Raw genomic sequence first — 25678 nt, forward strand, 5'->3', positions numbered from 1 at the left:
CGATTACTTTTCTCCTGAGTCAGTTTTGTAATCGATTACTTTTGAGGGTAAAAACATGGTGTCTACAACGGAAAGTCGTGAACAAAGCGGCGTACAGCACCGGCTGTTAGTCCCGCGCCTGTCGTTAATGATGTTTATGCAGTTTTTTATCTGGGGAAGCTGGTCGGTGACGCTTGGCCTGGTGATGACCCAGTACAACATGTCGCTGCTGATTGGCGATGCTTTCTCGGCGGGGCCGATTGCCTCGATCCTGTCGCCGTTCGTCCTCGGGATGCTGGTTGACCGCTTCTTCCCGTCGCAGAAGGTGATGGCGGTGATGCACCTGCTCGGCGCGGCGATTCTGTGGTTTGTGCCGCAGGCGCTGGTAGCGGAAAACGGCGCGCTGCTGATTGCGCTGCTGTTCGGTTACACGTTGTGCTACATGCCAACGCTGGCGCTGACCAACAACATTGCGTTCCACAGCCTGAGTAATATCGATAAAACCTTCCCGGTGGTGCGCGTGTTCGGCACTATCGGCTGGATTGTCGCCGGGATCTTTATCGGCGTGACCGGCATCTCCGACACTACCGGTATCTTCACGCTGGCAGCGCTGTGCTCGGTGGTGCTGGCGGTTTATAGCCTGACGCTGCCGCACACGCCGGCACCGGCGAAAGGGCAGCCGCTTAAGCTGCGCGACCTGTTCTGTGCCGACGCCTTTGCATTACTGAAAACCCGTCACTTCCTGGTGTTCGCCGTCTGCGCCACGCTGATTTCCGTACCGCTCGGCACCTACTACGCCTACACCGCCTCGTTCCTGGCGGACGCGGGCGTGGCGGATGTCAGTACTGCGATGTCCTTCGGCCAGATGTCGGAAATCTTCTTCATGCTGATTATTCCGCTGCTGTTCCGCCGCCTGGGCGTGAAGTACATGCTGCTCATCGGCATGCTGGCGTGGTTTGTGCGCTATATGTTCTTTGCGCTGGGCATCAACGAAGAGACGCGCTTCCTGCTGTATCTCGGCATCCTGCTGCATGGTGTCTGCTATGACTTCTTCTTCGTGGTGGGCTTTATTTACACCGACCGCGTGGCGGGCGAAAAGGTGAAAGGGCAGGCGCAGAGCATGGTGGTGATGTTCACTTACGGCATCGGTATGCTGCTGGGCTCGCAGATTTCTGGCTCGCTCTACAACCATCTGGTTGCCGGGCAAACCATTCCGGCAGCCTGGGTAAACTTCTGGTGGATCCCGGCGGTGGCCGCAGTGGTTATTGCACTGATTTTCCTTGTCTCGTTCAAATATGACGAGAAAGCACAGGCGTAATTTTTTGAAAGGAGGGGGTATGAAAACCATCAAGGGACCGGGCATTTTTCTGGCGCAGTTTATTGGCGCAGAGCCGCCGTTTAATACGCTCGATGGGCTAGCAGAGTGGGCCGCAGGGCTGGGGTTTAAGGCGCTACAGCTGCCGTGCAACCACCCGGGGATTTTCGATCTGCAGCAGGCGGCGACCAGCCAGACCTACTGTGATGAGATTACCGGAAGGCTTGCCGAGCACGGGCTGGTTATTAGCGAACTTTCTACGCACCTTGAAGGCCAGCTGGTAGCCGTAAATTCGGCCTACGACAGCGCGTTTGATGCCTTTGCCCCCGCGGCGTTACGCGGCAACCCGGCGGCGCGTCAGCAGTGGGCGGTTGAGAGCGTGAAAAATGCGGCACGTGCGTCGGCGCGTCTAGGATTGAAGGCGCATGCCACTTTCTCCGGGGCGCTGGCGTGGCCTTACTTCTACCCGTGGCCGCCGCATAACGCGCTGCTGCTGGACGAAGCGTTTAACGAACTGGCTAACCGCTGGCGGCCTATTCTGGACTGTTTTGACGAGCACGGCGTCGATTTGTGCTACGAAATTCACCCCGGTGAGGACCTGCACGACGGCGTGACCTTCGAGCGTTTCCTGGCGAAGGTAGATAACCATCCGCGCTGCCACATGCTCTACGACCCGAGCCATTTGCACCTACAGAATATCGACTACCTGGCGTATCTCGATATCTACCATTCGCGCATTCGGGCGTTCCACGTCAAGGACGCGGAGTTCGAGCGCAACGGGCGCAGCGGCGTCTACGGCGGTTATCAGAACTGGCTGGATCGCGCCGGGCGTTTTCGCTCGCTCGGCGACGGCGATATCGATTTTAAAAAGATTTTCAGCAAACTCAGCCAGTACGATTTTGACGGCTGGGCGGTGATGGAGTGGGAGTGCTGCCTGAAGGACGCGCAGACCGGCGCGCGCGAAGGCAGCGAATTTATCAAACGGCATATCATTCCCGTATCCGCACGGGCCTTTGATGACTTTGCCGCGGGCAGCGAGGTACGCGGATGATTCAGGTAGGTATTGTAGGCTCAGGTTTTATTGGCCCGGCGCATATTGAAGCGCTGCGCCGCCTGGGGTTTGTTGAGGTGGTAGCGCTGTGCGACGCTTCGCTGGAGCAGGCGCAGGAGAAGGCGCGGCAGCTTAATATTCCGCACGCTTATGGCGACGTTGATGCGCTTTTGGCGCACCCTGGGCTACAGGTGGTGCATAATTGCACTCCGAACTTTTTACATGCCGAGGTGAATCGGAAGATCCTGCGGGCGGGGAAACATGTTTTCTCTGAAAAGCCGTTATGTATGACCTCCGATGAGGCGCGCGAGCTGGTTAAGATGGCGCAAGCAGCGGGCGTGGTGCACGGCGTGAGCTTCGTCTATCGCCAGTTTGCCATGGTGCAGCAGGCGGCGAGCATGATGCGTGACGGTAGCGCTGGTCGACTTTTTTCCGCCTACGGCGGCTACCATCAGGACTGGATGCTGCTGGAAAACGACTTCAACTGGCGCGTGGACGCGCAGCAGGGCGGGGTTTCCAGGGCGGTGGCCGATATAGGCTCGCACTGGTGCGACACGGTGCAGTTTGTCACCGGGCGGCGCATCGTTGAAGTGATGGCCGACCTCGCTATCGTCTGGCCGACGCGCAAGGCCAGCATTGGGGCGCAGGCAACCTTCAGCGAACAGCAAAATGCTACCGGATACCAGGACGTGCCGGTAACCACTGAAGATGCCGGTTCGGTGCTGTTCCGCTTTGATGACGGCAGCAAAGGCTGTTTTAGCGTCTCGCAGGTGAGCGCCGGGCGTAAAAACCGCCTCCACTTTGATATCAACGCCAGCGCCTGTTCACTGGCCTGGGATCAGGAAACGCCGCAGCAGCTGTGGATTGGCCATCGTAGCCAGCCCAACCAGCTGCTGAGCGACGACCCCAGCCTGTTGAACCGCGACGTCGCCGGGCAGGCCCACTTCCCCGGTGGGCACAACGAAGGCTGGCCGGACGCGTTTAAAAACATGATGCTCAATTTCTACCAGGCGGTGCGTGCAGGGAGGATGCCGCAGGAGCATGAGCGCCGCTTTGCCTCATTTAGCGAGGGGGCGAACGTGATGTATCTTATTGACGCAATTGTGAAAAGCCATCAGCAGCGGCGCTGGGTCAGCGTCGAACAATAACCGTGCGCCCGGTACGCCGGGCCCGTTTTTATGGTAGCCTGCACGCAAAGCGTTAATTGCAGGGAACGGCATAGCATGTCAATTCAGAAAATCGCCCAGCTGGCGGGCGTGTCGGTAGCCACCGTATCGCGGGTGTTGAACAACAGCGAAACGGTGAAAGCAAAGAACCGCGAGCGGGTGCTTCAGGCTATCAAAGAGAGTAACTATCAACCGAACCTGCTGGCGCGCCAGCTGCGCACGGCGCGTAGCTCAATGATCCTGGTGATGGTGTCAAACATCGCCAACCCGTTCTGTGCGGAAGTGGTAAAGGGCATTGAAGAGGAAGCGGAGAAAAACGGCTATCGCATTCTGCTGTGTAATTCCGGTTCTGATATCGAACGTTCGAAGTCTGGCCTGCGTCTGCTGACCGGCAAGATGGTGGACGGCATTATCACCATGGATGCCTTTGCCCGACTGCCGGAATTGACCACGGTGATTGGCGACGCGCCGTGGGTGCAGTGTGCCGAATATGCCGATGCGGGGGACGTTTCTTGCGTGGGTATTAACGACGTTGATGCGGCTCAGCACGCGGTAGGCTATCTGGCGGCGCAGGGGCATCAACGTATTGCCCTGATTAACCATGATTTAAGCTATAAATACGCCCGCCTGCGCGAGCAGGGCTATCAGGACGTGCGGCAACAGCAGGGGCTCGATTTCGCGGCGGTGGAGTATGCCGACGATCTCAGCGCGGCGGCGGGCAAGGCGGCGATGAAAAATCTGCTGGCGATGAACCCGCGCCCGGATGCGGTATTTGCTATCTCGGACTCACTGGCGGCGGGAGCTATTCGCGCCATCGAGCAGGCCGGGCTGCGCGTACCGGAAGATATCGCCGTAGTCGGTTTCGACGGCACGGAGCTGGCGGAGATGGTCTCGCCGCAGCTTACCACCGTGCAGCAGCCATCAAGAGAGATTGGCGCCAAAGCGGTCACGCTGCTGCTCAACAAAATCGACAACCCGGACGTTGCCCCAGAGCGGGTGATGCTGGAGTGGCGTTTTATTCCCCGCGCCAGCGCCTGATATTAGCGTTGCCGGATGGCGTTTCGCCGCCATCTGGCAATGTTTATCCTACCGCCTGATAACCACCAGCAGCCCGCATACCACCAGCCCCGTACCCAGTAACTGCTCCACCGACAGCGGCTCGTCCAGCAGCCACCAGCTAAACAGAATGGTCAGAATCGGCCCAATTAACCCAATCAGCACCGCTTTTGCCGCGCCGATGCGGTGAATAGCCGACGACAGCCAGAATATCGGCATCACCGTGGAAAACACCGCCATCCCTGCGCTATAGGCATACACCTGCCACGGCAGATTGAGTGCGGCAACGGGGCGGGTGGCAAAAAAGTGCACCTGGGTTGCCGCAATTGACACCAACAGCGCCAGCATTGAAAACGGGATTGCCCCCATGCGCCCGATAGCCACCTCCGCCCCGGCGTTGTAAATGGCGTAGGTGATAGCGCAGCCAAACACCAGTGAACCGCCAATCAGTACCGAATGGCTATCGGCGGTGAGCCCGAGGTCGTGCACAAAGGCAATCAGAATGCCGCCGTAAGAGAGCAGCATCGCCAGCAGCAGTTTCTTCTCAAAGGTTTTGCCGAGAAAAAAGACGCCAATCAAGATAGTCAGCATCGGGTAGGTAAAGAGAATCAGCCGCTCCAGCCCGGCGGTAATGTACTGCAGGCCCATAAAATCGAGCATCGCCGAAGCGTAATAGCCCGCCACCCCGAGCACCACCAGCAGGATGTAATCCTGGCGATGCAGCGTGGGTATTTTACGCAGCACCGGCAGCGCGGTGAGCGCAATCAGCGGCAGGGACATCGACATACGCAGCATCAGCAGCGTGACCGGGTCAACCGGTGCGACCTCATAAGCCAGCTTGACGAATATCGCCTTAAATGAAAAACCGAACGCCGCGAGTATCGCCAGCGAAAACCCGGCAACCCGGGAAGTGAGATGCAGTTTCACCGTGCCTGTTCCTGGTGCTCGCTGATGCGTTGCCACATCACTACCGGGTTGGAATACATCGGGAAGTGCCCGCAGTGGGGAATTTCAGCAAGCGTCACGCCGCGCTGTTCAATATCCGCCAGATAGCTCAGGGTGTTGTTCTGCTCGCCGTACATAAACATTTTTGGGAACGGCAGGTTCAAAAACTTCGCCATCAGGTCGCCGTGGTCGGAATAGTCCACCATCGAGGTAAAAATGGGCCTGACCGCTGCCGCTCGCACCTTATGCTTGAGGCTGGCGGCATACAGCGCGCTGGCCCACGCCGGGGAGTGATGAGTACGGACGATAAAATCGTCGAAGAACTGTTCATCGTCACCGTCCGGATAATCAATCGCCTGGCGGCTCAGGAAGCAATCTTCCGGGGCGATATTGCCCTCGATATCGACAAAACTTAGCACCCGCTCGGGGTGGGCGTGCGCCAGCATCAGCGCGGTCAGGCCGCCCATGGAATGGCCGACGAGGTGGAAGCGCTGGAAGCCCAGTTGGTCAATCAGCGCCAGCGCCGTCTCGACTAAAAACGGAATCGAAATTTTTTGCAGGTTTGGGCATTGCGTCTCCCCGCAGCCGGGGGCGTCGTAGGCGAGAAACGGTCGCCCGTCGAAGGCGGCGTGACGCACGATATCGGCATAGTCTTCTTTGGTTGAACCGAAACCGTGGAGAAACACAATCGGTTCACGGTTACCGGTGCGATGAATGGCGGCCACCTGCATTGGTGTTGCTTGTACCGTTAGCGAAAGGCGCGCGCGGTGAAATTCGTGGGGCATGGTCACTCTTCTTATTCATTCGTGGGATGGCTATCGTCGCCGTGATTCTCTGATATGTAAAATCGTATTAAAGTAATGATCTGATATATTTTTAATATCGTTTGGTGTGGGCATTGAAAGGAGCCATGCAGAGATGATCAATTTTCGCATTATTCGCCATATGTGGCTGTTTCTCGCCGTGGCGGAGGAGAAACATTTTGGCCGCGCGGCGAAGCGGCTTGGCATGACCCAGCCGCCCTTAACCCAGCAGATTCAGGTGCTGGAGCAGTCGTTGAAGGTGCAGCTGTTTGACCGTTCAAAGCGTAACGTGCAGCTCACGCCCGTCGGGCTGGCTATTCTTCCGGCGGTCAAACGCTTTGCCGAGCAGGTTGAGCGGCTGGAACTGGCGGTGAACGAAGCGGTGGCTGGGCATACCGGCATGCTGACCATTGGCGCCATCAGCACCGCCATGCTCGACGTGCTGCCGCCGCTGATTGATAAGATGAAAGCGCGCTACCCCGATATCGTGATTTCCATTAAGGAGATCGACAGCGCCGAAGCGGTGCTGGCGCTGCAAAACGGCGAGATCGATCTGGCTTTTGCGCGCCTCACCGGGGAGATGGGCGAGGGCATTACGCTGTTGCCGCTGTCCAGCGCTGAACTGGTAGTGGCGCTGCCCCGTCAGCATCGGCTGGCCGCCGAGCCTCGGATTGCGCTGCATGATTTGATGCAGGAAGAGTGGGTGATGTTCTCTCGTCACCTGAGCCCGGTCTATTTCGACAGCATTACCGCTGCTTGTCGCAGCGAAGGCTTTTCACCGCGGATTATCCACCACGTCCGTTCGGTCTCTTCGCAGATTGCTTTTGTCGGTTGTGGGCAGGGGATTGCGCTGGTGCCGGATTCGCTGGAGCGTCTGTCACCGGCCAACGTGGTGACGGTGCCGCTCGACCAGACGATTGAGGTGATCACCACGGCGGTGGCCTGGTCAGCCAGCCGGAAAAATCCGCTGGCTGACAAGTTTATCGCCCTGATTCAGACGCCTGAGGTGGCGTGATTACTGCCCGATAGCACCCGCGAGGGCGCGAATATCATTACCGGTTGGCGACTGATGTATCCGCAGGCCAAACTCTTCGACCACAGCGAAAATATGGTCGAAGATATCAGCCTGAATACTTTCATATTCTGCCCAGATAACGGTGTTGGTAAACGCATATATCTCAATGGGCAGGCCGTTATTATCCGGCGCCAGTTGGCGTACCATCAGCGTCATATCCTTGCGAATTTTCGGATGGTTACGAAGATATTCGTTGAGATAGGCGCGGAAGGTGCCGATATTGGTCATTTTACGCAGGTTAAGCACCGAATCATCGCTGCCGTACTCCTGATTCCACAGGCTAATTTCCTGGTAACGAGAGTCCATATACGGTTTTAACAGTCGCGCCTGAATTAAGCGCTGCTGCTCTTGCTCATCGAGGAAATGGACGCTGGTGGTATCAATGTTCAGGCTGCGTTTAATTCGACGCCCACCGGAAGCCGACATGCCGCTCCAGTTTTTAAATGAATCAGAGACCAGCGACCAGGTGGGAATCGTGGTAATGGTGTTATCCCAGTTACGCACTTTAACCGTGGTTAAGCCAATATCGGTGACCGCACCATCGGCGCCGTATTTCGGCATCTCCAGCCAGTCGCCGAGCTTCAGCATATCGTTCGCCGACAGCTGAATACCGGCCACCAGACCGAGGATCGGGTCTTTAAAGACCAGCATCAGCACCGCCGCCATGGCCCCCAGACCGCTTATCAGAATCGCCGGTGACTGCCCCAGCAGCAGGGAGATCATCAGGATGCCAATCAGAATCGCACTCACCAGTTTCACGCCCTGGAATATGCCTTTAAGCGGAAGCTGAGAGGAGAAGGAGAGCTTTTGCGACAGATTAAAAATAACGTCCAGCAGTGAGAAGAACGACAGCAGGGCATATAGCATTACCCACAGTTGCGCCACCGTGGTTAATATTTCCGCCGCTTCACTGCCTTTTTGCAGCCACAGCACGGCCTGCACGTTAACAATGATCCCCTGTAACGTAAACGCCAGTCGGTGAAACAGCTTATTCTGCGTGATGATTTGCAGCCATAAATGGCTGCTGGCCTGCGCCCGCTTTTCGAAGGTGCGCAGCACCAGACGGTGTAAAATCAGATGAACAATGATGGCAGTGAGAAAAATAATACCAAAGATGATCACCAGCGAATTGGTATGGTTTATTTCAATGCCCATCTCTTCTATCTGGGAAATGAGTTCCTGCATAACGTCTCCTATATAGCCAGCCTTTAATAATGACCAGGCTGGCTATAATATGCAAACAGGTATACAGGAACTTAATAATCAGGAAGTTGCCATCGTCGGGCTACGGTTTAAATGATGGCGCAGGCCAATGGCAATGACCGCCAGCAGCAGCATCATCACCGCCTCTACGCCGAGAAAGCCGATCATCGCCTGCGGATAGCTACCGTGATGGTTACGCATCAGCATCAGCAGCAGCGAGCCAAATACCGCCGGGCCCAGCCCCAGCGTGGCCTGCTGCAGCGTACTTAGCAGCGCGCTGCCCGCGCCCGCATCGTTAGCGGTAATATCGCGCATTCCCACCCGATAGAAGCAGTTCACAATCAGCGCCTGACCGTAGCCAATCAGCGCCGTGGCGGGTACCAGCGTCAGCGTGGTGGTCGCCTGGCCGTAGTGGTGGAAGGTCTCCATCAGCAGCAGCAGGCCGCTAATCTGCACCACCAGACCGGCCACCAGAATGCGTCCCATGCTGTGGCGCGCAATCAGCTTCGGTGCGTACATCGCCGACAGGAAATAAGCCACGCCAAGGGCGATAAAGCTGTTGCCCGACTGCCACGGTGCCATGCCGAGGCCAGACTGCATGGTCAGCGCCATACAGAACATAAACCCGGACCAGGCGCTGAAGAACAGCAGTGCAATCACCATACCGAAGCGAATGCTGGCCAGCTGCAATAGGCGTGGCGGCAGCAGCGGATGCTCGCCGCGTTGTTCTTTGCGCAGCGCGGTGGCGCGCATCCAGAACAGCAGGGGGATAATCGCCAGCAGCATCAGGCGCATCGACCACGGCCAGTGCAGCTCCGGCCCCAGAGCCATCGGGAACAGCAGGCAGCAGAGAATAAGCCCAAGGCTAAAGGTGCCCTGCCAGTCGATGGTGGAGTGTTCATCACGGTGGGTTTCCGGCACGTAACGGCGGCTGAACGCCAGCACCAGCAGGCCAATGGGCACGTTGATAAAGAAGGCGTTACGCCAGCCCATCCCGGCGATATCCGCCGACACCAGCCAGCCGCCGAACATCTGCCCGACGATAAACGAAATGCCGCCAATGCCGCCGTACAGACTAATGGCGCGGGCATGCGCCGTTCCTTTTAGCGTAACGTGCAGCGTGGCGAGGATCTGTGGCACGATAAGCGCCGCGCCGGCGCCCTGAAGCGTACGGGCGGCGAGCAGGGCGGTAATTGAGTTAGCGACGCCGCACAGCAGCGACGCGAGGCTAAAAATCGCCACGCCCCACATAAACAGACGGCGGCGACCATAGTTGTCGCCAAGCTTGCTGCCCATCGCCAGACAGACGGCGAACGCCACGCCGTACAGCGCCACAATCAGCTCAAGCTGGGTGGGGCTGGCATGCAAAGACTCGGTAATGGAATCCAGGGCGACGTTGGTAATCGAGGTATCGATTTGGGGTAACATCAGGCCGGTCAGCAACAGGAAAAGCCCTGCGCGACCGGGTGAAACAGCAGACGTTTTCATGGTGACTCCATTGCGTCATTCAGCGATTGGACGTAGCATCGCTGATTAAATAAACGGGTACCAGTTCCTGGTTATACTGGTACTGGCACTACTATGCTGGAGATACCATGAGCCTCATCAGCCACAGTGAAATGGACGTATTGCAGATACGGCAGATGGATAACCGTAAGCAACTGGGTGCATTTCTTCGGGCGCGACGGGAAAGTCTCGATCCACAGCGGTTGGGGTTACCGCGCAGCGGGCGACGGCGCACGCCGGGCCTGCGTCGTGAAGAGGTGGCGATGCTGGCGGACGTTGGCGTGACCTGGTATACCTGGCTTGAGCAGGGGCGCGAGGTTAATCCGTCGGTGGCGGTAATGCAAGCGATCGCCGAGGCGCTCCAGTGCAGCGAACTTGAGACGCGCCACCTGTTCGTGCTGGCGGGGCTGACGCCGCTGGAGTCCGCCAATGTTCCTCAGTGCGAGGGCATCAGCCCCGGCACGCGCCGTATGCTGGACAGTTTGCTGCCTCAACCGGCCAGTATTCAGAAGCCCAATTTTGACATCGTGGCGTGGAATGAGGCATTTTGTCGGCTGATGGGCGTCGATTTTTCCATCATTCCCGAAGATGAACGAAATTGTATCTACCTGTATCTGACCCATCCCGGCTGGCGTAGTCGACTGGCTAACCCTGACGTACTGGGCAACTTCGTCTCCTATTTCCGCGCTGCGATGGCCGAACACCGGGGAGAACCGGCGTGGGAAAACAAGCTTGCCCGCTTCTTCGCCGCCTCCGCCGAGTTTGAAGCCCTATGGCACCAGCGCTACGAAGTGCGCGGCGTCGAAAACCAGATCAAAACGTTCCGCCATCCCGAGTTCGGCGAATTTCAGCTCCAGCAGATGTACTGGTACTCCGCGCCGCGCAACGGCTCGCGTCTGCTGGTGTATTTACCGGTAGATGAGGTTGGGGAAGGGGTGTTGGCGAGGTTGTAGTACAGAGTAGATCCCGGCGGCGCTTCGCCTGGCCGGGCTACAATATTCGAGTAGCCCGGCCAGGCGAAGCGCCGCCGGGAAGGCACAGAAGCTAAATCAGATCTCGGTAATCACCGCTTCTTCCGGCAGACGAGATTTGGGCAGCGCCTTATTGAAGTCTTCCACGCTATGGTGGCCAACCGGCACCACGACCAGGCTGGTGAAGCCTTTCTCTTTCAGACCAAATTCGGCGTCCATGATCTCGGCGTCGAAGCCTTCGATCGGTACTGCGTCGAGGCCCATTGCGCCCATCGCCAGCAGGAAGTTACCCACGTTCAGGTAGGTCTGGTTAGCTGCCCACTGCGCGTCGTCGTGACGTTCTTTACGGTGCAGGTCGGCGAAGAAGATACGACCTTTGTGGTTGGCGGCTTTGGCTTCTGGCGTGGCGAAACGGCCATCGGCATCTTCCTGATCCACCACTTTTTCCAGCCAGGCATCGTCGATCGCGGTTTTGGCGCAGAACACCACCACGTGAGAAGCATCCAGCATTTTGCGTTCGTTGAACACGTAGCCGCCCGCTGCGGATTTCGCCACGCGCGCTTTACCTTCGTCGGTGCTGGCAACGATAAAGTGCCACGGCTGGGAGTTGGTGCTGGAAGGGCTATAGCGCAGCAGAGTTTTCAGAGCAGCAGCCTGCTCGGTGGTCAGCTTTTTGCTGGCATCAAAGGCTTTGGTGGAATAGCGCGCTTTAGCAACGGAAACGATGTCCATAAACACTCCTGAATGATAAAAAACACCGCAAATCGGTGCGTCGTATCAAAGCAGGGTACCGCGCGATTTAACAAATGAGAAGGGTGTAAAATGCGATAACACTTATCGCATTTAACGCAAAATCAAACGGGACGCACGCGCTGTTGCACGCGTTTTGGCAGCTTGTTCACCACCAGATTCCACGAATCTTCAATCAGGCTGTTGAGCAGATCGACCGTGATCTCATCGCCAGGGTGAACCGAAATCCAGTGCTTTTTGTTCATATGGTAGCCAGGCTTGATGTGCGGGTAGATAGCCTGATGCAGCAGCGATTGTTCCGGGTCAACCTTCAGGTTGATGATAGGTTCGCCGCGCAGATAGGCCTTGAGCATAAACATTTTACCCTCAACCGTGAAGACATCGTACTCCGGGCCGAAAGGCCAGTAGATGTCGGAGAAGGGCAGGGTTAGCGCAAACTCGTGCGCCCGTTCATGCAGCGTTTTACCGTCCATTACTCACCTTCCGCCAGGGCCAGCCACATCGCTTCGAAGCCCAGCGCTTTGAACTTATCGGCACGCTGCGGTTCCCGGCTGGCAAATTCAATCGTGGTTTCCGCCAGCGACAGGAACAGCGCATCGCCAAAGGCGCGGAAGTCATCAGACATAAAGACCGGGCGTACCGAGCGCTGGCAGAGCTTTTGCAGCTCCGGGAACATGGCTTTAACCTGGGCGGTGGTCTCTTCGGTGATTTTTTCGCTCACCGCCATGCGGCGCAGCGCGTGGTGTCCGGTCGGGTTGCGAACGCCCCAGTCGATGTAGCTGTTCCAGATGCTATGGGTAAAGTCTTTTGGTACTTCGGTATCCACCAGCCCGGCTTTCATCGCCTCGCACAGGCCGGTTTTCAGATGCAGATAAAGCGCATTAAGCAGGTCGTCTTTGGTGGCGAAATAGCGAAACAACGTACCCTCAGCAACCCCCGCACTGCGCGCAATCAGCGCAGTCGATGCGGCAATGCCGGATTGGGCAATGGCGCTGGTCGCAGCGTCCAGTAACGCTTGTTTTTTATCTTCACTCTTCGGACGAGCCACTACACTTTACCTCTCTGACTGTAAAAAACGTGATTGAAACATGCCGACCCCAGGGACTTCAACGTCGATTGTCAAATTTTGAAAATTGCTTGACGATTTTTTCCCCGCCTTTCTATAATGAGTGCCTACTCACTCATAATCAACCTTTTTAGTGTGGCTTCCTGGACGAAGCCGGTCCAGGGTCAGGATATGAAACCTTTTATCATCAGTGTGGTTGCCATCATGCTTATTGCCAGTGCTGCAAGTTTACCCTTTGTCCTGAACGCCGGTTTTGGTCAGGCACCGCAAGGGGTTGAGAAAAGTCAGATTGAACGTTCGCCGAACTACCGTGACGGCGCGTTCCAGAACACCTTGCCAACGCCTGGCTTTACCGGTGACAAAAACATGGTGATGGCGTGGTGGGAGTTTTTAACCGCCAAACGCGAAAATGCGCGCCCAACACAGCCGCTGCCGATGGTGCCAACCGATCTCGCCAGCCTGCCGCTGGGGCAGGACACCATGATTTGGCTCGGCCACTCCTCGTGGTACCTGCAGCTGTCGGGCAAACGTATTTTGATTGACCCGGTATTCAGCAGCTATGCCGCGCCGTTCTCGTTTCTGAATAAGGCGTTTGCGGGCAACTACCCGTGGCGCACGGAGAACATGCCGGAGATAGACCTGCTGATCATCTCTCACGACCACTACGATCACCTGGATTACGCCACCATCAAAGGACTGATGCCGAAGATCAAACGTGCTGTGGTGCCGCTAGGCGTGGGTTCGCACCTGCGTTACTGGGGCATGAAAGATGACGTGATTACCGAAGCAGACTGGCAGCAGAGCGTCACCATCAGCGATGCGCTGAGCGTGCACGTGCTGCCCGCGCGTCACTTCTCCGGTCGCGGCTTGAAGCGTAACCAGACGCTGTGGGCGAGCTTTATGTTCGTGACGCCGACGCAGAATATCTACTACAGCGGCGACACCGGCTATGGCCCGCACTTTAAGGCGATTGGCGAGCAGTTTGGTCATGTGGACGTCGCCATTATGGAAGACGGTCAGTACGACCAGGACTGGCGCTACATCCACATGATGCCGGAACAGACGGCGCAGGCGGCGGCGGATCTCAACGCTCGTCGTGTGCTGCCGGGTCACGCCGGACGCTTCGTGCTGGCAAAACACACCTGGGATGATCCGTACAAACGTCTGGCGCAGGCCAGCAAAGACAAAGCGTATCGGCTGCTGACGCCGATGCAGGGCGAGCCGGTGTGGCTTGCTGATACCGCACAAACATTTGGTGCCTGGTGGGAATAACCGCCGGCAGTCGTTAAACGAGGGGAGGGTGTATGACCGAATTAGCCACTCAGGTTGTCGACACACTGGTCGAATGGATTGACGACAATCTGCATCAGCCATTGCGTATTGATGAAATTGCCCGTCGGGCAGGGTACTCAAAATGGCATTTACAGCGTATTTTCCTGCAGCACAAAGGGGAGAGTCTGGGGCGCTACATTCGCCACCGGAAGCTGAATCTGGCGGCCGATGAGCTGTGTACGACCGATCAAAAGGTTTACGACATCTGCCTGAAGTACGGGTTTGATTCCCAGCAGACCTTTACCCGCATTTTCACCCGCACGTTCCATCAGTCGCCGGGTGCCTATCGCAAAGAGAATCATCGTCCGCAGACGCATTGATTCTGCCCCGGGGTCGGCGTCGCTGTAATCAATCTTCCAGCGAAAACAAGCGCTGATTGCCCCCTCTCCCTCTCAGGGAGAGGGCTAGGGTGAGGGTGTGACTCAGTTGCCCATCTCCCCTCACCCTAACCCTCTCCCCAAAGGGGCGAGGGGACCGTACGTGCTAATCGTGGCGATCAATCCGCCAGCGAAAACCAGCGCCGCCATACGAAACGAATCACCAGATACTCAATCGTCCCCAGCGCCAGAAACCACACGCAGAACAGCACGGTGTACAGCTGGCTCAGATCCATAAAATGGAAGGTCTCAACCAGCTTTTGCGCCAGCGTCAGCCCCAGCGACGGCGCAGGCAGCAGCAGGCAGGAGAGGAGTGCCAGCAACAAAATACCGGCGGCGGTCATCAGGGATTCGAGCGGATGCTTCATATAATGTTAATCTTTGGTTAAAGATATTATTGTCCGGTAATTTTTAATAGAACGCAATGTTTCTAATTAAACAAATCCCTTAGCGAATAATTAATATAAATCACCAGACCTACGATAATAATCGCATGGCGATAAATAAAATAATGTTCTGGTTTAAATTAAATATAGCTTTCGTAAATTAACGTCATGCTCCCGATAATATTTTTACAAAAGTATAAGTACTATATCCAATCAACGTAGCAATCACGATAGCCAGCGCTACGTACAGCGCCAGGCGGCGTCCTTTGTAGATTCCAAACATAATAACCTCGTTTAGATGGGGTTTAGGAACATTCTGTAATATTAATATTAGTTATTCAGCTTAATGTCATTCTGAAAATTTAAAAAGCAAAAAATATTGTGGCTCGATAAAAGATTTTTTGCTCGCAAATATGATTCAGTGATATCGCCTTGGCCAGAAATGGAATTCAGGCTTTCCGTTCGCAGGAATTTAAAAGGAAACCTTATTGTGTCTAAAATGATGAACGCCCAGAATGTGCCGCACGCGGGTCACGACCCGCATGAGCACGCCTACCAGCAGACCACCGAGCAGGTGCTATCACACCTGAACAGCCAGCCTGATGGTCTGAGCATGGACGACGCCGCCGCGCGTCTGAACACCTACGGCCCGAACGCGCTGCCGGAGAAAAAAGGCAAACCCGCGTGGCTGCGTTTCCTTGCCCACTTTAACGATGTCCTTATTTACGTCCTGCTGGCCGCGGCGGCGCTGACCGCCGTGATGGGCCACTGGGTCGATACCTTTGTCATTCTCGGCGTCACGGTGATTAACGCCCTGATCGGCCACATTCAGGAGAGCAACGCAGAGAAATCGCTGAAAAGCATCCGCAATATGCTCTCCAGCGACGCGCGCGCCATTCGCGGCGGCAGCCATAAAACGGTGGCGACCACCGACCTGGTGCCGGGCGATATCGTGGTACTGCGTGCGGGCGACCGTATTCCGGCGGACATGCGCCTGATTGAAGCGCACAACCTGCGCGTGGAAGAGGCGATCCTCACCGGCGAGTCCACCGTGGTCGACAAGCACACCGACGTGCTGCATGGCGAACTGCCGCTGGGCGACCGTACTAATATGGTCTTCTCCGGCACCACCGTCAGCGCCGGTGGCGGCGTGGGCGTGGTCGTGGCGACCGGGCAGGAGACCGAACTGGGTCACATCAACCAGATGATGGCGGGTATCGAGAAGCACCGCACGCCGCTGCTGGTGCAGATGGACAAGCTCGGCAAAGCGATTTTCGCCATTATTCTGGCGATGATGGGCGCGCTGTTTGTCTTCAGCATGGTGCTGCGCGACATTCCGCTGGGCGAACTGCTGCTGTCGCTGATTAGCCTCGCGGTTGCCGCGGTACCGGAAGGTCTGCCGGCGATTATCTCAATTATTCTGTCACTGGGCGTCCAGGCGATGGCGCGTAAGCGGGCGATTATCCGCAAGCTGCCGACCGTTGAAACCCTGGGCGCGATGACCGTGGTCTGCTCGGATAAAACCGGCACCCTGACCATGAACGAAATGACCGTTAAAGCGATCATTACCGCCGACAGTTGCTACCGCGTTGACGGCAATAGCTACGAGCCGCACGGCAGCATTTACCTGGAAGGCAGCAACGAGCCGGTCAAAGTACAGCCGTATACCGTGCTGGAGAAATACCTGCGCACCATCGACCTGTGCAACGACAGCCAGCTGATTCAGGATGCGCAGGGCCACTGGGGCATTACCGGCGGTCCAACCGAGGGCGCGCTGAAAGTGCTGGCAGCGAAAGCCAACCTTGAGCCGATGCGTACCCAGCTGATTGCCAAGATCCCGTTCGACTCGCAGTACAAATACATGTCCACCCACTTCCAGCTTGCTGATGACGAAGTGGTGATGGTGACCGGCGCACCGGACGTGCTCTTCGCCCTGTGCCAGCAGCAGCAAACCGCACGCGGCGTCGCCCCGTTCGACCGCGGCTACTGGGAAGCGGAGATGGCGCGTTTTGCCAGCCAGGGCTTGCGTATGGTGGCCGCAGCGACCAAGCCAGCCGCGCCGGGGGCGAAAACCCTCGACCATAGCGACCTGCAGGAAGGCCTTATCTTCCTCGGCATTGCCGGGATGATGGACCCGCCGCGCCCGGAAGCCGTTGAAGCTATCCACACCTGCCAGAATGCAGGGATCCGCGTGAAGATGATCACCGGCGATCACCCGCAAACCGCCATGAGCATTGGCCAGATGCTGGGGATCCGTAACAGCAGTGAAGCGATGACCGGCTACCAATTGGAGCACATGGACGACGCCGAGCTGGCAAAAGCGGCGGTGGAGTACGACATCTTCGCCCGCACCAGCCCGGAGCATAAGCTGCGCCTGGTGAAAGCCCTGCAGGAGAACGGCGAAATCGTCGGTATGACCGGCGACGGCGTAAACGATGCGCCCGCACTGCGTCAGGCAGACGTTGGTATCGCGATGGGTATTAAAGGTACCGAGGTGACCAAAGAGGCCGCCGATATGGTCCTGACCGATGACAACTTCGCGACCATTGCCAGTTCGGTCAAAGAGGGGCGTCGTGTCTACGACAACCTGAAGAAGACGATTCTGTTCATCATGCCGACCAACCTGGCGCAGGGGCTGCTGATTATCATCGCCCTGCTGGCGGGGAACATCATCCCGCTGACCCCGGTGCTGATTCTGTGGATGAACATGGCAACCTCCGCCACGCTCTCCTTCGGCCTCGCTTTTGAAGCCGCTGAGCGTAACGTAATGAACCGGCCGCCGCGTAAAACTGGCCAGCACGTGATGGATGCCTTTGCCGTCTGGCGCGTTGCCTTTGTCGGCTCGATGATTGCCATTGCCGCCTTTATTCTTGAGGCCTGGCTGGCACCGCGCGGCCACAGCGCCGAGTTCGTGCGCACCGTGCTGCTGCAGATGCTGGTGACCGCGCAGTGGGTCTATATGATCAACTGCCGCAGCAGCGACCGCTTCTCTCTGAACCGCGGCCTGCTGAAGAACAAAGGCATCTGGCTGGTGACCGGCGTACTGCTTCTGCTCCAGCTGGCGATTATCTACCTGCCGCTGATGCAGACGCTGTTCGGCACTGAAGCGCTGCCGCTGCGCTACTGGGGCATTACCCTGGTGATTGGCGTCGCGATGTTCCTGGTGGTTGAAGTGGAAAAACGTCTGACCCGCCGTTTCCGTAAAACGACCTCGTAACTCATACGCCCCTCTCCAGCCGGAGGGGGGCGCTTGCCCTGCAAGGATTTCTCCATGAAAAACACTTTCCGCCTCGCCCTGCTGGCCTGTGGCCTGGCCGCCTGCGTGCAGGCTTCCGCCTCGGTGCCGGTGCGCATCATCACCGTTGAACAGGCACCGCACGCTGCCGAGCGTCAGGTACCGGGCCGCGTTGAGGCCATTCATTCGGTCGAGATCCGCGCCCGGACCGAAGGGGCCATCGTGCAGCGCCATTTCCAGGACGGGCAGGAGGTCAACAAAGGTGACCTCCTGTTTACCCTTGATGATGCCCAGCCTCGGGCGGCGCTGGCGCTGGCGCAGGCGGAACTGAAAAGTGCACAGGCCTCGCTGCGTCAGGCACAGCAACTGCTTTCGCGCTATCAGAGTCTGAAAACCAGCCAGGCTATCAGCCGTAACGATGTCGATAACGCGCAGATGCAGCGCGACGTGGCGGCGGCGGCCGTTGAACAGGCGAAGGCTCGCATCTCTGCCCAGCAAATTACCCTTGATTACACCCGCATTACCGCACCGGTCAGCGGACGCGTCGGCCACAGCGTCTTTCACGTCGGGACGCTGGTTAACCCCGCCAGCGGCGTGCTGGCTGAGGTGGTGCAGCTTGAACCTATCCGCGTGAGTTTCGCGCTGGATGAGTCGGCGTTCTACAGCAAAGCCGGGCAGCATGCGGATATCCGCGCGCTGAAGGCGGCGTGGCGGGCGCAAATCACCCTCGACGGTCAGCGTGAAGATGGCGTGCTGACCTCGGTCGATAACCGAATTGATACCCGAACCGCCAGCGTGACGATGCGCGCGGAGTTCGCTAACCCTCAGCACCGTTTGCTGCCGGGCGGCAACGTTTCGGTCACGCTGCGTCCGCAGGCGACAACCGAGCGGGTGATGATCCCGGCGGCGGCGGTACAGCAGGATGCGCAGGGCTACTTTAGCTGGGTACTGACGCCAGAGAATAAGGCTGGGCAGCGTCGTCTGTCGCTGGACGGCCAGCAGGGACAAACCTTTGCGGTCGCGCAGGGGCTAACCGCGGGTGAGCGCGTGGTCGTTGAGGGCGCACAGCGCCTGACCGACGGCGCCGCCGTGACGCTGCTGAATTAAGGAGAGAGCATGCTGACCTTCTTTATTCGTCGCCCGCGTTTCGCGATGGTGATTGCGCTGTTGATGACCTTTGTCGGGGCAGTCGCGCTCAAGCTCATTCCGGTAGAGCAGTATCCGCAAATCACTCCGCCGGTGGTTAACGTCAGCGCCAGCTGGCCAGGCGCCAGCGCGCAGGACGTCGCCGAAGCCATCGCCGCGCCGCTGGAAACGCAGCTGAACGGCGTTGACCATATGCTCTATATGGAGTCGACCAGCTCGGACGACGGCGGCTACAGCCTGAACCTGACCTTCGCCGCCGGAACCGATCCGGATATGGCGGCGATTGATGTGCAGAACCGCGTCTCTCAGGCGGTTGCGCAGCTGCCCACCGAAGCCCAGCAGAACGGCGTGCAGGTGCGTAAACGCGCCAGCAACCTGCTCATGGGGGTCAGCCTCTACTCCCCGCAAGGCTCACTCTCTGCTTTACAGATAAGCAACTACGCCAGCACCCAGGTGCGCGAAGCGCTGGCGCGTCTGCCGGGCGTCGGCCAGGTGCAGATGTTCGGTGCGCGCGACTACAGCATGCGCATCTGGCTGCGACCGGACCGCATGAACGCGATGAATATCACCAGCGAAGATATCGCCCAGGCGCTCAACGAACAGCACGTGCAGGGGGCATCCGGGCAAATCGGTACGCCGCCGGTGTTTAACGGCCAGCAGCAGACGCTGACCATTAACGGCCTGGGCCGACTGACCGACGCCGACGAATTCCGTCGCATCGTGATACGCAGCGGTGAACAGGGGCAACTGGTGCGTTTGTCCGACGTGGCGACCATTGAGCTTGGCGCGCGCAGCTACAACTCCAGCGCCCAGCTTAACGGCGTGGAGTCGGCGTATATGGGGATTTACCCGACGCCAACCGCCAACGCGCTGCAGGTGGCAAACGTGGTGCGTGCCGAACTCACCCGCCTGCAAAGCCGCTTCCCGGCGGATCTGATGTGGGAAGTGAAGTTCGATACCACCCGTTTCGTCGCGGCAACGATTAAAGAGATTGGCACCTCGCTCGCGCTGACGCTGCTGGCAGTGGTCGCCGTTGTCTCCCTGTTCCTGCAAAGCCTGCGCGCCACGCTGATTGTGGCGCTGGCGATTCCGGTGTCGCTGGTGGGCACGTTTGCCGTGCTCTATCTGCTCGGCTACAGCGCCAACACGCTCAGCCTGTTTGCGATTATTCTGGCGCTGACCATGGTGGTGGATGACGCCATCGTGGTGGTGGAAAGCGTCGAAGGGCATATGGCGGAAGGGATGAACCGCCTGGAGGCCACCGGGCTGGCGCTGCGCCAGATTGCCGGGCCGGTGATTGCTACCACGCTGGTGCTGCTGGCGGTGTTTGTGCCGGTGGCGATGCTGCCGGGGATTGTCGGCGAGCTGTATCGCCAGTTTGCGGTCACGCTCTCTACGGCGGTTACGCTCTCCAGCATCGTGGCGCTGACGCTGACTCCCGCGCTGTGCGCGCTGCTGCTGCGTCCTCGCCTCAAGCAGCCTGCCCGTTTCTTCCAGTGGTTTAACCTCGGGCTGAACGCTACCCGCGACGGCTACGGCAAACTGGTAGCGTGGATGAACCGTCGCCCGCTGGTTGCGGTAGCCGCTACTACGCTTGCTGCGCTGCTGGTGGCGTTCAGCTTCACCAGTATGCCGAAAGGCTTCCTGCCGCAGGAAGATCAGGGCTACCTGTTTGCCAATATTCAGCTGCCGGAGTCCGCGTCTCTGGAGCGTACCGAAGCGGTGATGGCGCAGGCGCGTAAGCTTCTGGGCGCGCATCCGGCGGTCGAGGATGTGATTCAGGTGTCTGGCTTTAGCATTCTGAGCGGTACCAGCGCTTCAAACGGTGGCTTTATCTCGCTGATGCTGAAGGACTGGTCGCAGCGTGCGCCGCTGGAGACGGTGATGGGCGAGCTGCAGCGCCAGCTGATGGCGATGCCGGAAGCTAACATTATGCTGTTTGCGCCGCCGACGCTGCCGGGGCTTGGCAGCGCGGCAGGTTTCGATCTCCGTATTCTGGCGCAGGCCGGGCAAACGCCTGCCGAGCTGGAGCAGGTGACGCGCACCATTCTGATGAAGGCCAATCAGCACCCGCAGCTTAGCCGCGTGTTCACCACCTGGAGCAGCAACGTTCCGCAGCTGACGCTCACCGTCGACCGCGACCAGGCTGCCAGGCTGGATGTGCCGGTGTCGCGCATCTTTAACAGTCTGCAAACGGCCTTTGGCGGCGCGCGTGCCGGGGATTTCAGCATCAACAACCGCGTCTATCACGTGGTGATGCAAAATGAGATGCAGTGGCGCGAGCGCGCCGAGCAAATCAGCGAGCTGTTTGTGCGCAGCAATCAGGGGGAGCGGGTGCGTCTGAGCAACCTGGTGACGGTAACGCCAACCGTCGGCGCGCCGTTTATCCAGCAGTTCAACCAGTTCCCGTCGGTATCGGTCAGCGGTTCGGCGGCGGAAGGGGTCAGCAGCCGTACGGCGATGACCGAGATGGAAAACCTGCTGATGGCCAATCTGCCGGAAGGTTACGACTACGCCTGGAGCGGACTCTCCTGGCAGGAGCAGCAGACCGGCAATCAGGCGGTGTGGATTGTGCTGGCGGCGGTGGCGATGGCGTGGCTGTTCCTCGTGGCGCAGTATGAGAGCTGGACGCTACCGGCGAGCGTGATGCTATCCGTGCTGTTTGCCATCGGCGGTGCGCTGCTGTGGCTGTGGACGGCGGGCTACGCCAACGACGTGTACGTGCAGATTGGTCTGGTGCTATTAATCGCGCTGGCGGCCAAAAACGCGATATTAATCGTCGAGTTTGCCCGCGAGCGCAGGCAGTCCGGGCTCTCTATCGTCGAGGCCGCGCGTGAGGGGGCAACCCGCCGCTTCCGTGCGGTAATGATGACCGCGGTGTCGTTTATTATCGGTATCATGCCGATGATGTTCTCCACCGGGGCCGGGGCGCAGAGCCGCCGGATCATCGGCACCACGGTGTTCAGCGGTATGCTGGTGGCGACGGTGATTGGCATTCTGTTTATCCCGTCGCTCTACGTGCTGTTCCAGCGTCTGCGCGAGTGGGCGCACCGCAAGGCGGGCTAACCCATCTGTGCCAGCTGGCTGCGCAGCATGTCTACCCCCGGCGCAATGGCGTCGGGGTTAATGGCATGAAAGCCCATGCGGAAGAAATTGTCCGGCGGCGTTGCATCGAGAAAATGCCGGGCGCCGGGTTCAATCAATACCCCGGTGTGGGCGGCGCGCCAGGTGAGCTGCTGGGTGCTGATGCTGGCGGGCGTGCGCAGCCAGAAAGCGTTGGCGTGTTCGCTGCCGGGCAAGGGCTGACATTCCGGCAGCAGCGTCGACAGCGCGGTATGCAGCCGGTCCCAGCGCCGGGCGGAATCATCGCGATAGCGCCGTAGGTGCGTTTCATAATGGCCCTGGGCAAGAAAGTGTGCCATCTGGTACTGAATGTTGGTCGGTGGATGGCGGTAAACCAGCCGGCGCAGGGCGCGGGCTTCATCAATCAGGTCCGGGTCGGCGACCATAAACCCTAACCGTAATCCGGGCGACAGCGCCTTCGACAGACTGCTAACGTAAATCACCCGTCCGCTGCGGTCGCTGGCCTTCAGCGCGGGCAGCGGGTTAGCCTGGAAGTTACTCTCCGAATCGTAATCATCTTCGATAATCACCGCATCATGCTGCGCGGCGTGCGCCAGTAGCTGGCTGCGTCTGGCCTTGCTCATGGTAATGCCGGTTGGCACCTGATGACCTGGCGTCACGTAGTAGTAATCGCACGGCGCGTCGTTGAGCACGATCCCTTCTTCATCCACCGGGTGCGGTACGATATCGCAGTCGCTGAGCAAAAAGGTATTCATCGCCTCGCGAAATCCGGGGTTCTCCACGCCCACTCGCGTCTGGCGCGACATCAGCAGGCGGGTGAGCAGGTAGAGCGCATTCTGCGAACCGAGGGTAATCAGAATTTCATCCGGTGCGGCGACGATGCCACGTTTGGGCAGCACGCGGGTGCGGATCTGTTCAATCAGCATCGGCACGTCCTGGTCGATATGGTCGACGACCCACGCCGGGTCGCGCATGCCGCCGTGTAGCCAGTTCGCCGCCGACCGCCAACTTGCTAACGGAAACTGGCGGGTATCGGGCTGGCCGTAGATAAACGGGTAGCGGTAGTGCATCCAGCCGGCGGGCTTGAGGATCGACTCCTGCTGGCTGGGGGTAATGTTGAGCCGTTTGCTCCACGATGGTGCAGCATCGCCGCTGGCGGGTGCAGGCGCGGCGGCAGAAACGCGCGGCGCGTGGTAGTCCGGATGCAGGTAATAACCGCTGCGCGGGCGGCTCACCAGATAGCCTTCGTTGACCAGGCTTTCAAACACCAGCGCGGTGGTGTTGCGCGAAACCTGAAGCTGTTGCGCCAGCTGCCGACACGATGGCAGCGGCGTGTCGACGGCGAAAATGCCGCCGAGAATGGCGTTGACCAGCGATTCACGAACCTGCTCCTGCAACCCGCGCTGGTGGTCAAAATCCACGTGCAATAAGTGCCGAATCATACGCTGCTCCTTCGAATATCCGCTTTCCCTGAGTGCAGCAATTTCTGTACCAGCCTGAAATCGTCTGACACAAGCGCGCGCGAAAACTGGCTCTATTCAGAATGCAAAAAGTCTCCCTACAGTAAAAACGTCGTCGGCCAGAGTAAAAAATGGCGTCAGGCGGCACACATCTTGCAACGCTTTCAGGGCGTCTGGAATAAACGTGTTCGGCATATTTACGTAGGGGTCAAACGATGAAAAAAACGATGGGTTCGTATTATCTGGCCGCCGTGATGGCGATGACCTTTTCATTACAGGTCGCCGCCGCTGATTTGCCAGAAATTGAAAAGTCCGGGACTTTAAAAGTGGCCACCGAGGATGATTACGCACCGTTTAACTTTATGAATAACGGCAATGCCGATGGGTTCAACAAAGATATGCTGGCGGCGCTGCGCGAATACGCCAAATTTAACGTCACGCAAAGCATTCTGCCGTGGACCGGGTTATTAGCGGCGGTCTCCACCGGGCAGTACGATATGGCATTAACCGGTGCCGTCGTCACCGATGAACGCCTCAACGTGTTTAATTTCACCCCGCCGTGGGCCTCGGCGCAGCACTATTTTGTCAAGCGTGCGGGCGATAACTCATTAAATACCATTGCCGATCTCAGCGGTAAAAAAGTCGGCCTTCAGGCGGGCAGTGCGCTATTAGCTCGCCTGCCGGAACTGAAAGCGATGATTGAGAAAACCGGCGGCAAACTGGGCCCGGTAGTGGAATACCCGTCCTATCCGGAAGCCTACGCCGATTTAGCCAATAAACGTCTTGACTACGTGATTAACGTCGTTATCTCCGTTAACGATTTGGTGAAAGCCAAACCGAAGGTGTTTGCCAAAGGGCTGCCGGTCTCCGGCCCGGGCTATATGGCCTGGCCAATCCCGAAAAACTCACCGGAGCTGCTGGCGTACATGACCAAATTTATCAATCACATGCGTGAAACCGGCAAGCTCGCTGAGCTGCAGAAGAAATGGTTTGGCGAAACCTATGACGACCTGCCAACCGAGCCTATCACCAGCGCCGCGCAGTTCCACAAACTCGCCGGACAGTAAATGGTAGCCCGGCCGAGCAACGCGACGCCGGGAGTGACACCCACGACTCTCAGGAGGGCACCATGGACGCAATAGCATGGCAGTTACTGATTGAAGGCGCATGGACGACCCTCTGGATTTCGGCCATCGCCATCGCTTTTGGGGTGGTGATAGGGCTGATTATCGCCTTTGTGCGCATGATGAAAATCCCGGTCATCGACCAGATTCTGGTTATCTATATCAGCCTCGCCCGCGCCACGCCGCTGGTGACGCTGGTGCTGTTTCTCTTTTTATCGCTGCCGACGGTGGGCATTAATCTCGATAAAACGGTGGCGGCTATCGTTGCGCTGACCCTCAATACCTCGGCGTTTAACGCTGAAATCTGGCGTAACGCTTTTCGCACCTTCCCGCGCGAACAGCGCGAAGCCGCGGAGTCGGTGGGGATGCGCCGCTGGCCCTATTTCCGCTACATCATGCTGCCGCAAATGTGGCTGGAGAGCCTGCCCGCGCTGGTGAACGAAATGTCCTTCCTGATTAAGGGCAGCCCGGCGATTGCGGTGATAGGCGTGGTGGATCTCACCCGCGTCACCAACCGCATCGCCTCCGTCACCTATGAACCGCTGTCGCCCATTCTGGCCGCCGGTCTGCTGTACGTGGTGATTATTGGCCTGCTGCTCAAGCTTCAGAGCATGGCGGAACGCAAAGCAAAACGACTGGCGCGATAAG

Annotated in this window: 22 protein-coding genes; 13 read left to right on the forward strand and 9 right to left on the reverse strand. The window is 58.2% G+C overall.

Annotation, left to right across the window (positions count from 1 at the left end):
* Positions 1 to 55 precede the first annotated feature (55 nt).
* The 4 genes from AB2B48_RS24020 to AB2B48_RS24035 all read left to right on the forward strand — a co-directional run bounded on the left by AB2B48_RS24020 (position 56) and on the right by AB2B48_RS24035 (position 4549).
* The gene (locus AB2B48_RS24020) at positions 56 to 1297 is read left to right on the forward strand and encodes an MFS transporter (RefSeq protein ID WP_185667061.1); all 1242 of its coding nucleotides are present in this window, start codon (positions 56 to 58) and stop codon (positions 1295 to 1297) included.
* A 19-nt stretch (positions 1298 to 1316) separates the two neighbouring features.
* On the forward strand, positions 1317 to 2345 hold the full coding sequence (locus AB2B48_RS24025; protein WP_185667060.1) for a sugar phosphate isomerase/epimerase family protein: 1029 nt from the start codon (positions 1317 to 1319) through the stop codon (positions 2343 to 2345).
* Complete coding sequence (locus AB2B48_RS24030; RefSeq protein WP_368300463.1) at positions 2342 to 3493, forward strand: Gfo/Idh/MocA family protein; 1152 nt, start codon at positions 2342 to 2344, stop codon at positions 3491 to 3493. The genes AB2B48_RS24025 and AB2B48_RS24030 overlap by 4 nt, the downstream gene beginning before the upstream one ends.
* 75 nt (positions 3494 to 3568) lie before the next feature.
* Entirely contained in the window at positions 3569 to 4549 is a 981-nt protein-coding gene (locus AB2B48_RS24035) for a LacI family DNA-binding transcriptional regulator (RefSeq protein ID WP_185667058.1), read from the forward strand.
* Positions 4550 to 4597: 48 nt separating this feature from the next.
* Here the strand turns inward: AB2B48_RS24035 and AB2B48_RS24040 are convergent, their stop codons facing one another.
* Together AB2B48_RS24040 and AB2B48_RS24045 are read right to left on the reverse strand one after the other, a co-directional pair.
* Positions 4598 to 5494: a DMT family transporter gene (locus AB2B48_RS24040; RefSeq protein WP_368300464.1), complete on the reverse strand. Its 897-nt coding sequence runs from the start codon at positions 5492 to 5494 to the stop codon at positions 4598 to 4600.
* Positions 5491 to 6297: an alpha/beta fold hydrolase gene (locus tag AB2B48_RS24045; protein ID WP_368300465.1), complete on the reverse strand. Its 807-nt coding sequence runs from the start codon at positions 6295 to 6297 to the stop codon at positions 5491 to 5493. Before AB2B48_RS24045 ends, AB2B48_RS24040 begins: the two co-directional genes overlap by 4 nt.
* Before the next feature lie 133 nt (positions 6298 to 6430).
* On the opposite strand from AB2B48_RS24045, the gene AB2B48_RS24050 reads away from it, so the two are divergent.
* The gene (locus AB2B48_RS24050; RefSeq protein WP_368300466.1) at positions 6431 to 7330 is read left to right on the forward strand and encodes a LysR family transcriptional regulator; all 900 of its coding nucleotides are present in this window, start codon (positions 6431 to 6433) and stop codon (positions 7328 to 7330) included.
* Here the strand turns inward: AB2B48_RS24050 and AB2B48_RS24055 are convergent, their stop codons facing one another.
* Both AB2B48_RS24055 and AB2B48_RS24060 read right to left on the reverse strand, forming a co-directional pair.
* Positions 7331 to 8575: a mechanosensitive ion channel family protein gene (locus AB2B48_RS24055; RefSeq protein WP_185667055.1), complete on the reverse strand. Its 1245-nt coding sequence runs from the start codon at positions 8573 to 8575 to the stop codon at positions 7331 to 7333. It abuts the gene before it with no gap.
* 78 nt (positions 8576 to 8653) lie between these two features.
* A complete protein-coding gene (locus tag AB2B48_RS24060; RefSeq protein WP_368300467.1) occupies positions 8654 to 10081 on the reverse strand; it encodes an MFS transporter in 1428 nt (475 codons plus the stop codon).
* 131 nt (positions 10082 to 10212) lie between these two features.
* On the opposite strand from AB2B48_RS24060, the gene AB2B48_RS24065 reads away from it, so the two are divergent.
* On the forward strand, positions 10213 to 11052 hold the full coding sequence (locus AB2B48_RS24065; RefSeq protein ID WP_368302003.1) for a helix-turn-helix transcriptional regulator: 840 nt from the start codon (positions 10213 to 10215) through the stop codon (positions 11050 to 11052).
* A gap of 96 nt (positions 11053 to 11148) precedes the next feature.
* On the opposite strand, the gene nfsB is transcribed toward AB2B48_RS24065, so the two are convergent.
* From nfsB to AB2B48_RS24080, 3 genes are all read right to left on the reverse strand, one after another.
* Positions 11149 to 11802 (reverse strand): oxygen-insensitive NAD(P)H nitroreductase, encoded by a 654-nt coding sequence (gene nfsB, locus AB2B48_RS24070; protein ID WP_368300468.1) that lies wholly within the window; start codon positions 11800 to 11802, stop codon positions 11149 to 11151.
* Positions 11803 to 11924: 122 nt separating this feature from the next.
* A complete protein-coding gene (locus AB2B48_RS24075) occupies positions 11925 to 12293 on the reverse strand; it encodes an MmcQ/YjbR family DNA-binding protein (RefSeq protein ID WP_185669552.1) in 369 nt (122 codons plus the stop codon).
* The gene (locus AB2B48_RS24080; protein ID WP_185669553.1) at positions 12293 to 12868 is read right to left on the reverse strand and encodes a TetR/AcrR family transcriptional regulator; all 576 of its coding nucleotides are present in this window, start codon (positions 12866 to 12868) and stop codon (positions 12293 to 12295) included. The genes AB2B48_RS24075 and AB2B48_RS24080 overlap by 1 nt, the downstream gene beginning before the upstream one ends.
* Before the next feature lie 189 nt (positions 12869 to 13057).
* On the opposite strand from AB2B48_RS24080, the gene AB2B48_RS24085 reads away from it, so the two are divergent.
* Together AB2B48_RS24085 and AB2B48_RS24090 are read left to right on the forward strand one after the other, a co-directional pair.
* Positions 13058 to 14158: an MBL fold metallo-hydrolase gene (locus AB2B48_RS24085; RefSeq protein WP_368300469.1), complete on the forward strand. Its 1101-nt coding sequence runs from the start codon at positions 13058 to 13060 to the stop codon at positions 14156 to 14158.
* 32 nt (positions 14159 to 14190) lie between these two features.
* The gene (locus AB2B48_RS24090) at positions 14191 to 14538 is read left to right on the forward strand and encodes a RamA family antibiotic efflux transcriptional regulator (RefSeq protein WP_185669555.1); all 348 of its coding nucleotides are present in this window, start codon (positions 14191 to 14193) and stop codon (positions 14536 to 14538) included.
* Positions 14539 to 14714: 176 nt separating this feature from the next.
* On the opposite strand, the gene AB2B48_RS24095 is transcribed toward AB2B48_RS24090, so the two are convergent.
* Complete coding sequence (locus AB2B48_RS24095; RefSeq protein WP_185669556.1) at positions 14715 to 14963, reverse strand: DUF1158 domain-containing protein; 249 nt, start codon at positions 14961 to 14963, stop codon at positions 14715 to 14717.
* A 517-nt stretch (positions 14964 to 15480) separates the two neighbouring features.
* On the opposite strand from AB2B48_RS24095, the gene AB2B48_RS24100 reads away from it, so the two are divergent.
* The 3 genes from AB2B48_RS24100 to AB2B48_RS24110 are packed head-to-tail and all read left to right on the forward strand — an operon-like array spanning position 15481 to position 22428.
* Entirely contained in the window at positions 15481 to 18198 is a 2718-nt protein-coding gene (locus AB2B48_RS24100) for a cation-transporting P-type ATPase (protein ID WP_368302004.1), read from the forward strand.
* A 54-nt stretch (positions 18199 to 18252) separates the two neighbouring features.
* Positions 18253 to 19323 (forward strand): efflux RND transporter periplasmic adaptor subunit, encoded by a 1071-nt coding sequence (locus AB2B48_RS24105; protein WP_368300470.1) that lies wholly within the window; start codon positions 18253 to 18255, stop codon positions 19321 to 19323.
* Positions 19324 to 19332: 9 nt separating this feature from the next.
* Positions 19333 to 22428, forward strand: coding sequence for an efflux RND transporter permease subunit (locus AB2B48_RS24110; protein WP_368300471.1), 3096 nt, complete (start codon positions 19333 to 19335; stop codon positions 22426 to 22428).
* Here AB2B48_RS24110 and AB2B48_RS24115 read toward each other — a convergent pair.
* Positions 22425 to 23888: a PLP-dependent aminotransferase family protein gene (locus AB2B48_RS24115; RefSeq protein WP_368300472.1), complete on the reverse strand. Its 1464-nt coding sequence runs from the start codon at positions 23886 to 23888 to the stop codon at positions 22425 to 22427. The genes AB2B48_RS24110 and AB2B48_RS24115 overlap by 4 nt on opposite strands.
* A 233-nt stretch (positions 23889 to 24121) precedes the next feature.
* Between AB2B48_RS24115 and AB2B48_RS24120 the strand changes: the two genes are divergently transcribed.
* Together AB2B48_RS24120 and AB2B48_RS24125 are read left to right on the forward strand one after the other, a co-directional pair.
* Entirely contained in the window at positions 24122 to 24973 is an 852-nt protein-coding gene (locus AB2B48_RS24120; RefSeq protein ID WP_035897617.1) for a transporter substrate-binding domain-containing protein, read from the forward strand.
* A gap of 62 nt (positions 24974 to 25035) precedes the next feature.
* Positions 25036 to 25677 carry an amino acid ABC transporter permease gene (locus AB2B48_RS24125; RefSeq protein ID WP_185669560.1) on the forward strand — a complete coding sequence of 214 codons (642 nt, stop codon included), beginning with the start codon at positions 25036 to 25038 and terminating at the stop codon, positions 25675 to 25677.
* Position 25678 lies beyond the last annotated feature (1 nt).

The sequence above is a fragment of the Kluyvera sichuanensis genome (assembly GCF_040930405.1).
GTDB lineage: Bacteria > Pseudomonadota > Gammaproteobacteria > Enterobacterales > Enterobacteriaceae > Kluyvera > Kluyvera sichuanensis.

Coding starts and splice junctions, on each gene's coding strand:
- AB2B48_RS24020 (WP_185667061.1), top strand. CDS start 56: ATGGTGTCTACAACGGAAAGTCGTGAACAAAGCGGCGTACAGCACCGG.
- AB2B48_RS24025 (WP_185667060.1), top strand. CDS start 1,317: ATGAAAACCATCAAGGGACCGGGCATTTTTCTGGCGCAGTTTATTGGC.
- AB2B48_RS24030 (WP_368300463.1), top strand. CDS start 2,342: ATGATTCAGGTAGGTATTGTAGGCTCAGGTTTTATTGGCCCGGCGCAT.
- AB2B48_RS24035 (WP_185667058.1), top strand. CDS start 3,569: ATGTCAATTCAGAAAATCGCCCAGCTGGCGGGCGTGTCGGTAGCCACC.
- AB2B48_RS24045 (WP_368300465.1), bottom strand. CDS start 6,297: ATGCCCCACGAATTTCACCGCGCGCGCCTTTCGCTAACGGTACAAGCA.
- AB2B48_RS24050 (WP_368300466.1), top strand. CDS start 6,431: ATGATCAATTTTCGCATTATTCGCCATATGTGGCTGTTTCTCGCCGTG.
- AB2B48_RS24055 (WP_185667055.1), bottom strand. CDS start 8,575: ATGCAGGAACTCATTTCCCAGATAGAAGAGATGGGCATTGAAATAAAC.
- AB2B48_RS24060 (WP_368300467.1), bottom strand. CDS start 10,081: ATGAAAACGTCTGCTGTTTCACCCGGTCGCGCAGGGCTTTTCCTGTTG.
- AB2B48_RS24065 (WP_368302003.1), top strand. CDS start 10,213: ATGGACGTATTGCAGATACGGCAGATGGATAACCGTAAGCAACTGGGT.
- nfsB (WP_368300468.1), bottom strand. CDS start 11,802: ATGGACATCGTTTCCGTTGCTAAAGCGCGCTATTCCACCAAAGCCTTT.
- AB2B48_RS24075 (WP_185669552.1), bottom strand. CDS start 12,293: ATGGACGGTAAAACGCTGCATGAACGGGCGCACGAGTTTGCGCTAACC.
- AB2B48_RS24085 (WP_368300469.1), top strand. CDS start 13,058: ATGAAACCTTTTATCATCAGTGTGGTTGCCATCATGCTTATTGCCAGT.
- AB2B48_RS24090 (WP_185669555.1), top strand. CDS start 14,191: ATGACCGAATTAGCCACTCAGGTTGTCGACACACTGGTCGAATGGATT.
- AB2B48_RS24095 (WP_185669556.1), bottom strand. CDS start 14,963: ATGAAGCATCCGCTCGAATCCCTGATGACCGCCGCCGGTATTTTGTTG.
- AB2B48_RS24100 (WP_368302004.1), top strand. CDS start 15,481: ATGATGAACGCCCAGAATGTGCCGCACGCGGGTCACGACCCGCATGAG.
- AB2B48_RS24105 (WP_368300470.1), top strand. CDS start 18,253: ATGAAAAACACTTTCCGCCTCGCCCTGCTGGCCTGTGGCCTGGCCGCC.
- AB2B48_RS24110 (WP_368300471.1), top strand. CDS start 19,333: ATGCTGACCTTCTTTATTCGTCGCCCGCGTTTCGCGATGGTGATTGCG.
- AB2B48_RS24115 (WP_368300472.1), bottom strand. CDS start 23,888: ATGATTCGGCACTTATTGCACGTGGATTTTGACCACCAGCGCGGGTTG.
- AB2B48_RS24120 (WP_035897617.1), top strand. CDS start 24,122: ATGAAAAAAACGATGGGTTCGTATTATCTGGCCGCCGTGATGGCGATG.
- AB2B48_RS24125 (WP_185669560.1), top strand. CDS start 25,036: ATGGACGCAATAGCATGGCAGTTACTGATTGAAGGCGCATGGACGACC.